At 72.2% G+C, this 8,674-nt stretch carries 6 protein-coding genes and 1 pseudogene; 5 read left to right on the top strand and 2 right to left on the bottom strand.

The window, feature by feature from the left end; translation table 11 throughout:
- Positions 1-185, top strand: a pseudogene (locus GWI24_RS35165) (ABC transporter ATP-binding protein); the annotation flags it as partial.
- Here GWI24_RS35165 and GWI24_RS35170 read toward each other — a convergent pair.
- Both GWI24_RS35170 and GWI24_RS35175 read right to left on the bottom strand, forming a co-directional pair.
- Positions 182-2,863, bottom strand: coding sequence for a carbohydrate-binding protein (locus GWI24_RS35170; RefSeq protein WP_210950096.1), 2,682 nt, complete (start codon positions 2,861-2,863; stop codon positions 182-184). The pseudogene GWI24_RS35165 and the gene GWI24_RS35170 sit on opposite strands and share 4 nt — an antisense overlap.
- 201 nt (positions 2,864-3,064) lie before the next feature.
- Positions 3,065-3,874 (bottom strand): DeoR/GlpR family DNA-binding transcription regulator, encoded by an 810-nt coding sequence (locus GWI24_RS35175; RefSeq protein WP_210950097.1) that lies wholly within the window; start codon positions 3,872-3,874, stop codon positions 3,065-3,067.
- Between the two features lie 170 nt (positions 3,875-4,044).
- Between GWI24_RS35175 and GWI24_RS35180 the strand changes: the two genes are divergently transcribed.
- The 4 genes from GWI24_RS35180 to GWI24_RS35195 all read left to right on the top strand — a co-directional run.
- Positions 4,045-5,385, top strand: coding sequence for an ABC transporter substrate-binding protein (locus tag GWI24_RS35180; protein WP_210950098.1), 1,341 nt, complete (start codon positions 4,045-4,047; stop codon positions 5,383-5,385).
- The gene (locus tag GWI24_RS35185; protein ID WP_247617304.1) at positions 5,385-6,404 is read left to right on the top strand and encodes a carbohydrate ABC transporter permease; all 1,020 of its coding nucleotides are present in this window, start codon (positions 5,385-5,387) and stop codon (positions 6,402-6,404) included. The genes GWI24_RS35180 and GWI24_RS35185 overlap by 1 nt, the downstream gene beginning before the upstream one ends.
- Before the next feature lie 3 nt (positions 6,405-6,407).
- Positions 6,408-7,289 (top strand): carbohydrate ABC transporter permease, encoded by an 882-nt coding sequence (locus tag GWI24_RS35190; RefSeq protein WP_210950099.1) that lies wholly within the window; start codon positions 6,408-6,410, stop codon positions 7,287-7,289.
- On the top strand, positions 7,286-8,674 hold a 1,389-nt coding region (locus tag GWI24_RS35195; RefSeq protein WP_210950100.1), incomplete at its 3' end, for an ADP-dependent glucokinase/phosphofructokinase. The genes GWI24_RS35190 and GWI24_RS35195, both read left to right, overlap by 4 nt.

Below are 8,674 nucleotides of genomic sequence, written 5' to 3' on the forward strand. Positions count from 1 at the left end.
TGGCGGACCGGGTGGTGGTGCTGGCTCCGGAGCCGGGCCGGGTGCGGGCGGACCTGCCCGTGGCGCTGCCCGCCGAACGCGACCAGATCGCCACCCGGGGACTGCCGGAGTTCATCGCGCTGCGGACGGAGGTGGGGCGCGCGGTACGCCAGGGCCCGGCCGCGCCCCCACCTCCTCGCGCCTAACGCAACGTCAGCCAGTCCACGGCGGCCACCCGGTGGCCGCCCGTGGCGACGAGATAGACATCATGGGAGCCGGTCACCGTACGGGGGAGACGCACCGAACGCTCCCGCCACTCGTCCGTGCCGCCGGTCCCGCGCACCGGAAGCGTGGCCGCCACCGGTCCGTTCGCGGAGTCGAGGCGCAGTCGCAGGACGCAGTCCCCGCAGCCGCCGGACGCCAGCCGCACCGTCAGCGTGTCCGCGCCCGCGCCGAACCGCACGCCCCGGAAGCCGATCGCGTCCCCCGTTCCGAGGACCGAGGTGGCCGCCTCGCCACGCTCGACGCCCCGGACCACCTCGGCGCGCTCCGCCTGCAGGGTGGCGGCCGCGTCGGGACCGTCGGCGTAGAGCCGGATCTCGTTCACCGCCCACGGGTTCTCGCCCGGCCGCGTCAGCTCGATCCGCAGATAGCGGGCGGTGCGCTGCTCGAAGACCGCGTCCTGGGTGAAGGAGCGGCCGCTGACCCGGGCCACCGGCGTCCCCCAGTGCTCACCGTCCCGGCTGACCGAGACGGTGAAGCCATAGGGGTGTCCGGTGGCGTCCAGCCCCGCGTCGATCGCGAGTCGGCCGAAAGTCTTCGCGGTGCCCAGATCCACGGTGAGCGACTGACCGGCGGCCTGGGGAGCGTCGCCCTTCCACTGGGTGGTCTGCACCCCGTCCACGGCGGCCGAGGCATCGGCGCCACCCGAGGCGGTCGCCTTCCACCCGTCGTTGCGGACCCGGGTCTCACAGCCCGCCAGCCGACAGCCGGATGACCAGATGGGCTCGCCGTACTCGTACGCGCCCTGGTCCGGCCCGTCGCCCCGGACCTCGCCGGTCACTCCGTCGACCTTCTCGCCCGCGTCGATGGCGGGGGAGTCCGCGCGCGGCCAGAGTTCGCCGTTGCGCGCGTCGGTGTAGCGCGGATCGGTGGGCGGCAGCAGGTTGCTCCGTACGACGGGGGCGGGGTCGCCGGGGCCGGAGATCTCCATCGGGGTGAGCGCCACGTCGTTGCTGACGTACGTCCCGGTGGCGTCGGTGGCGCCGCTCAGCCGGACGGCGGCGGTGGAAATCCCCGCGCCGTACGAGGAGTTGTGGTCGCGGTTGCCGAGGCTGACACTGCTGTGGCCGTTGAAGAAGGTGCTGCGGGTGCCGGTGTTGTACGCCACGTTGTGGTGCAGCAGGAAGTTGCCGGAGGAGTTGTCGATGTAGTAGCCCACCTGGCCGTCCGCGTCGTGCACGGTGTTGTGGTCCACGCTGGTGCCCTTGGCGTCCAGGTTGCAGCACACATAGAACGGGCTGCCGTCACGTGAGGTGCGCATCGCCTCGGAGAGGTCGTTGTAGGCGATCCGGTTGTCGTGGAAGGGCACACCGTTCAGCTGCCAGGCGGTGTCGATGCTCGCCCGGCCGGTGCGGCGGACGGTGTTGTGGGTGACGGTCTGGCCGCTGCCGTTGACCTCGATACCGGGGGTGTAGCTGCCCATCCAGCCCACGTCGTGGATGTAGTTGCCGGTGACGGTGTTGCCGCTGCCGCGCAGCAGCACACCCGTGCCCGCGGAGTAGCCGATGTCGCTGTCGCGCAGGGTGTTGCCCTGGCCGAGGATCTGGACACCGGAGTTCAGTACTCGCGAGGCGACGATGTGGCCCTCGCCCGGCGGGATGGCCAACTCGTCGTCGCGTGGCATGGGGAGCGTGGAGAACTCCGAGATGTAGCGGGCCCGGACCCCCTCGACCAGCACACCGGTGCTGTCCGCGCCGGTGCGCAGCGAGGTGCCCCACAGATCGAGACCGCGCACGGTGACATGCGAGCTGCGCGAGAGGTCCACGCCCCAGCTCTCGTACTTCGCGGTCACGGTGTGGCCCGCGACACCGCCCTTGGGCGGGACCAGATAGAGGCGGCCCGCGTCCTTGTCGTAGTACCACTCACCGGGCTGGTCGAGCGTGGCCTTGGCACCGACCAGGTAGTAGTTGCGGTAGTTCTGGTCGCCCATGCACAGAGGGGTGCAGCGGTAGTTGCCGCCCTTGAAATCGAGGGCGCCGTCCGACGTGGCGGTCACGGTGCCAGTCTGCTGGCTCCATGGATTGGAACCGGCCCACAGATGGACGGTGGCGCCGGTGAAGTCGCCGTCCGGCAGATCCGGGTCGTCGATGTGCTGATCGGTGGAGGAGCGCTCGGCCACCGCCCAGGACGGATTGAGCGGATCGGAGCCCGAGTTGGGCCAGCGGCCCTCCATGGCGCGCTCGCCGTCCAGGAACAGCGCGTTCTCGCCGCGGTCGAGCGGGAGGTCCACATCGGCGGCCACCAGACCGCCGCCCACGTCCTTCCACCCGGTCACCGCCCGCGTCCCGTCGACGGTGACCGGCCCGTCCCCGTACGCCGCCAGGGTGACCGGGGCGTCGGCGCGGCCCGAGGGCGGGGCGACCCGCTCGCGGTAGTTCCCCCGGTGGATCAGACAGGTGTCCCCGGGCCCGACCTGCTCGGTGCAGCGGCCGATGGTGCGGAACGGATGGCGCGAGCTGCCGCTGTCGTGGTCGGCGCCCCAGGTGGCGATGTGATACGTACGCCCCTGGTGCCGTCCTTCGGCCGATGCGGCGCCCGGCAGCGCGGTCAGGACCGCCGCTGCCGCGGCGACCACGGATATGCGCCTGAGCGCGGGTCTCATCTACAGCCTCCCCGGTTGAGATTCGACCGCAACGTAGGAGAAACATCGGATGAGGTCAACGGCTGGAGAGGGAATGGCCGGAGGAGTACCCCGAGACTAGGGGATATTTGCGGGCGTAGCGGCCCCTATCCCCATCGAGGGATTCAATGACAGATCCGATGTCTCCATGTTCGATGGAACCCCGGAGACGTGCCCAGGCTGTCAGCCGTCCTCGGGGAGGTACGGGCCGGCGAGCGTGACGCCGGCCCGTTCCAGGGCGTGGGCCAGCTCATCGCCCGGCGGCTGCTCGCTGACCAGTACGTCGATGTGGCTGAGCGGGCAGATCAGGGCCAGTGCCCGGCGCTCGAACTTGGCCGAGTCCGCCAGCACCACGACCCGCGACGCGGAGTCCATCATCTCCTGGATCATCTGGGCCTCCGGGATGTTGGACACCGACAGTCCCGAGGCGCTGACCCCGCCCACCGCGATGAGGGCGGTGTCCGCGCTCACCCCGGCGGTGTCGGGGAAGCGGATCGGACCGATGGTGACCAGTGCGGTGGTCCGGCAGCCGCCGCCGAGGACGAACAGATCGCGCAGGGCCTGAACCGGGACCATCCCCGGCACCCGCAGATTGTTGGTGACGATCGTCAGCCCCCGGTGGCCGCCGAGCGCGGCCACCGCCGAGAGCACCGTGGTGCCGCCGTTGACGAGCAGCGTCTCGTTGTCCCGCACCAGACGGGCGGCGGCGGCCCCGATGGCCTCCTTGGCCTCCCGGCGCTCGTTCATCCGGTCCGTCACCGGGCTGTCCGCCGTGGCCAGTTCACCCCCGGGCACGGCCCCGCCGTGGGTGCGCGCCACCAGGCCGCGCGCCGCCAGATGGTCCAGATCCCGCCGTACGGTGTCGACCGAGACGGCGAACTCCTTCGCCAGCTCCGCGATGGTGGCCTGGCCGCGCTGCTGGATGAAGGCGGTGAGGTCGGCGCGGCGGCGCGCGGGCAGGTTCGCCGCCCGGGTGCCCTCTGCTGACGTCATCGTGTGGTCCCCCTTCTCGACGCTGCGTAACACCGCAGACTCTTGCACCTTACCGCAAGAAGCCGCAGCAAGACCCTTGACCGGGTGGTGCTGCCACCCATAGCTTGCAGCAAAGAGCCGCATAAACCAGCGCAGCTTTGTACGCCTTTCTGCGCGTCAATGGAGTCGCCGTGGAGCCGCACCACCCACCCATACGCCCTGAGCCACCCTGGACCCGCCGCCGGGCCGTCGCCACCGCCGCCATCGCCCTCGGCGGCCTCGCCGCCACCCCCGCGCTCACCGCCTGCGGGGGCGATGAGCCCGGCCGGAGCGTCGGCGGAGGCGGTGGCCGCAGAAGAGAACTCACCTTCGCCTGCGCGGCGTTCACCGGCGGCGCGGCCGGTATGCAGTCGTTCGCCGACCGCTACAACGCCACCCAGACCCGCTATCGGGTCACCGTGCGCAATCTGCCGCCGCCCAGCTCCAGCACCGAATGCCATCAGCAGCTCACCCAGCTGCTGGCGCGCAAGGACGGCACGGTCGATGTCTTCGCCCAGGACGTGGTGTGGATCGCCGAACTGGCCGAGGCGGGCTGGGTGCACCCGCTGGACAGCGACGTCTCCGCGGCGCTGCGGCGCTCCTTCTTCCCCGGCCTGGTCGAGGCGTGCACCTATCGGGGCCGCCTCGTCGCCCTGCCCTGGTACGTGGACGCGGGCGGCCTCTACTACCGCACCGACCTGATGCGGGCGCTCGGCCGCAAGCCGCCGACCGAGTGGCACGAACTGGCCGACCTCGCGGCCGAGATGCGGCACCGCCGGGTGCCCATGGGCTATCTGTGGCAGGCCAAGCAGGCCGAGATCCTCCTGTGCGACCTGGTCGAGTTCATCGCCTCCAACCGCGGCCACATCATCGACCCCTCGGGCGCGGTCCGCGTGGACAGTCCCGCATGCGTCGAGGCCGTCCAGTTCATGCGCGACCTGGTGTACCGCTACAAGGTCAGCCCGTCGGAGGTGTTCTCGTGGGACGAGGAGCCCAGCCGCCGCCCCTTCACCGCGGGCCGGGTCGGGATGATGCGGCACTGGAGCTATGTCTACGGCGTCTCCCAGAACCCGGACCAGTCCAAGGTCGTCGGCAAGGTCGACGTCGCCCCGCTGCCCAGTTTCCCCGGCGGCACGTCCTCCTCCTGCCTCGGTGGCTATCAGCTCGGTGTCGCGGCAGGCTCCCGCAACAAGGAAGGTGCCATGGACTTCCTGCACTGGCTCGCCGGCACCGAGGCACAGCTCGCCTTCGCGCTCGACTTCGGCAACGCCCCCTCCCGCGCCTCGGTCTACGACGAGAAGACGCTGGCCAAGGGCCAGCCCGCGATGGTCAAGCTGAAGGAGGCGTTCGGCAACGGCGTGCCCCGCCCCGTCACCCCGCACTACTCCCGGGTCAGTCTCGCCCTTCAGTCCGCGGTCTCCCGCGCCCTGGTCTACGGCGATGTGCGCGGCACCCTCCGCTCCGCCCGGCGCGACCTGGAGGCGATCGTCTGATGGGCCACCTCGCCTTCTTCCACAGAACGCCCGGACACCCCCCGCTGCGCGGCAAGCACCGCGCACCCTCCCTGGAGCAGCCGCGGCTCACGCCCGGCGAGGGCGCCCCGCGCCGCCGCGTACCCAGGCGCGAGTCCTCGTCCGCGGGCCCGCGCCTGGTGGGCATCGTGCTGGTGGCCCCCGCGCTCGCCGCCGTCCTCGCCGTCTCCCTCTACCCGGTGCTGCGCACCCTGTGGCTGTCCCTGCACGACGCGGGGTTCTCCACCGGATCGCACTTCACCGGCACCGCCAATCTGTCCCGGCTGCTCGGCGACGACCTGTTCTGGAACGCCTGGTGGCGCACCGTGGCCTTCGCCTTCGGCACCACGCTCGTGGAGACCGCGCTCGGCATCGGCTTCGCCCTCGTGCTGCACCAGTCCTTCCGTGGCCGCGGCTGGGCCCGTGCCGCCGTGCTCATCCCGTGGGCCATCCCCACCGTCGTCACCTCGCGCATGTTCGGCTGGATCTTCGACGGGCAGTCCGGCGTCGCCAACTACCTGCTGACCCGCCTGCATCTGACCGACGGCTACATCAACTTCCTTGGCGATCCGCACACCGCGCTGCCCACCATCGGACTCGCCGACGTCTGGAAGACCACCCCGTTCATGGCGCTGCTGGTGCTCGCCGCGCTCCAGACCGTACCGAGGGAGCTGGGTGAGTCCGCGAAGATCGACGGCGCCTCGCCCTGGTGCACCTTCCGCTGTGTCACCCTGCCGGTGATCGCGCCCGCCCTGCTGATCGCCGCGCTCATCCGCGTCCTCGACGCCTTCCGGGTCTTCGACCTGCCGTACGTCCTCACCGGCGGCGGCCCCGCGGACTCCACCGAGACGCTGTCCACATTCGGCTACAAGACCCTCTTCTCCGGCCTCGAACTGGGCTACGGCTCGATGATCGCCACCGCCGCCTTCGTCACCGAAGTGCTCATCGCCGCGGGCTTCGCCTACTACCTGAGCCGGCGCTACCGCGCCCTGGAGGGCTGAGCCATGACCGCCATTCCCGCGCCCGTCCCCGCCGCGCCCGCCGCCATCCGGGCCCGCCGCCGGGCCCTGACCCGCCGGGTGCTGTTCCGGGTCGCCGTCGGCGCCGTCGTGCTCTGGTCCGTCGCCCCGTTCCTGTGGCAGCTCAGCACCTCCTTCCAGCGGGACCGCGATCTGTCCTCGGTGACCCCGCACTGGCTGCCCATCCCGGGCACGCTGGAGCACTACCGGGCCGTCTTCACCGACTACGAGTTCAGCAAGTACCTCGTCAACAGCGTCATCGTCACGGTGACCGCGACCGCCATCGGACTGGTGCTGGCGGCGCTGGCCACCTATGCGCTGGCCCGGCTGCCGGTGCCCGGCAAGGGCGTGGTGCTCGCCGTGGTCCTCGGCCTGTCGATGTTCCCGCAGATCTCGATCGTCGTCCCGCTCTATCTCGTGCTCAACACCCTCGGACTGCTCGACACCTATACGGGGCTGTCCAGTTCGTACGTCGGGCTGGCCCTGCCGCTGATGATCTTCGTGCTGTACGCCCACTTCCGGTCCCTGCCCACCCAGCTGGACGAGGCCGCCGCCATCGACGGGGCGGGGCTGCTGCGCACCCTGCGCAGTGTGATCCTGCCGCTCGCGCTGCCCGGGATCGCGGCCGCCGGAATGCTCGGCTTCATCACCAACTGGAACGAGTTCATGCTCGCGCTGGCCTTCACCTCCTCGCCCGAGCACCAGACGGTGCCGGTCGGCATCGCGGGCTTCCAATCCCAGTACTTCGTCCCCTGGGGCGACATGGCCGCCGCGTCCGTCGTGGTCACCCTGCCGCTGGTGCTGATCGTCATGCTCTTCCAGCGCCGCATCGTCGCGGGCATCACCTCCGGGGCGGTGAAGGAGTGACCGGGCGGGCCACCGCGCGGCCGCTGCGGGCGGTCAGCCGTGACGAGGTCTGGGCGGACCGGTACCGCGCCCTCGCCGCGCGGGTCCGCGCCCGGGCCCGTACAGCCGCACCGGTTCTCGCCGGATTCAGCGCCTGCGTCGACCACGTCTACCGGATGGACCCCGCCCGGATCGCCGCACTCGTCGACTGGACGGGCTCGGCCGGACCGGCGGGCCGGGTGGCAGCCGAGGTCCACCGGCGGATCCGCCAGGGCCACGGCGGTGAGATCGCCGAGCTGTGGCCGGGCGGCACCGACTGGGTGAGCGCGCTGCTCGGCGCGCCCGACCAGGTGCAACTCGGCGGCAGCGGCCCCCAAGCGTCCTGGGCGCTGGCCGTGCTCGGCGCGCCCAGCGTCGTTCCGCTGGCCGACCGTGGCGCCGAGCAGCTGGCGGTGCTCCACCCCGAGGTGCGGCTGTGCACCGCCACCGGCACCGTCGCGGCCGGGCGGCTGGCCGAAGCCGCCGCGCCCATGGGCCGGGCAGCGGACGGCGCGTACGGTCCCGGTGGTCCCGATGGTCCCGGTGGTCTGGGCGGTCCCGGTGGTCGGGACGAAGCGGGCGGTCCCGGCGGTCCCGGCCGTCCCGGCGCGGCCAAACAGCCGCACAGCGTCCTGGAGTTCGCCGCGGGCACCCCCGTGCCCGGACTGCCGGACGGGCTGCCCCGCTCCTCCCGGATCATCCTGCGGTTCGTGGACGACGGGATCGAGCGCGACGAGTGGTTCGCCGCGCGCTCCGGCGAACTGGCCCGCACCGCCGCGGCGGGCCTGCTGTCCGGCATGAACGGGCTGCCCGAGGACGGCACCGGGCCCGCCGACCGGGCCTGGCTCACCGAGGTCGTCCGCACCTGGCGGGACGCCGGACTGCCGCTGCTCCACCTCGAACTCGCCGAGTTCGCCACCGTCCGTGCCCTGCGCGCGGGATGCGACGAGTACGCCCCGCTGGCCGACTCCGTCGGCATGAGCCTGTCCGAACTCGCCGCGCTCGCCGGGCCCTCGGCCCGCGCCTCACCCGTCACCGCCGCGGCCCGATTCGCCACCGCTTACCACCTGGAGCGGGTCTGTGTGCACGCCGACGGCTGGGTGCTCGCCGTCCACCGCGGCGACCCCACCGAGCAGCGGACCGCGCTGATGACCGGCGGTCTGCTGGCCGCCGCGCGGGCCGCCCACGGCGAGCCCACCGCCGACCTCGAACCGCCGGCCGCGGCCGGCTACACCGAGGACCGCCCGGCCGACGGCCCGCTCGGGGACGGACTGCGGGCGGACTGCGTGCCCGCGCCCCATCTCCGCCGGCCCGCGGCCACCATCGGCCTCGGCGACACCTTCGTGGGCGGGCTGCTGCTCGCACGC

It is taken from the genome of Streptomyces sp. MK37H, assembly GCF_018035285.1.
Classification (GTDB): Bacteria; Actinomycetota; Actinomycetes; order Streptomycetales; family Streptomycetaceae; genus Streptomyces; species Streptomyces endocoffeicus.

Bases quoted from the DNA above. Each gene is read 5' to 3' on its own strand.
- GWI24_RS35190 (WP_210950099.1), top strand. From the start codon at position 6,408: ATGACCGCCATTCCCGCGCCCGTCCCCGCCGCGCCCGCCGCCATCCGG.
- GWI24_RS35175 (WP_210950097.1), bottom strand. From the start codon at position 3,874: ATGACGTCAGCAGAGGGCACCCGGGCGGCGAACCTGCCCGCGCGCCGC.
- GWI24_RS35170 (WP_210950096.1), bottom strand. From the start codon at position 2,863: ATGAGACCCGCGCTCAGGCGCATATCCGTGGTCGCCGCGGCAGCGGCG.
- GWI24_RS35185 (WP_247617304.1), top strand. From the start codon at position 5,385: ATGGGCCACCTCGCCTTCTTCCACAGAACGCCCGGACACCCCCCGCTG.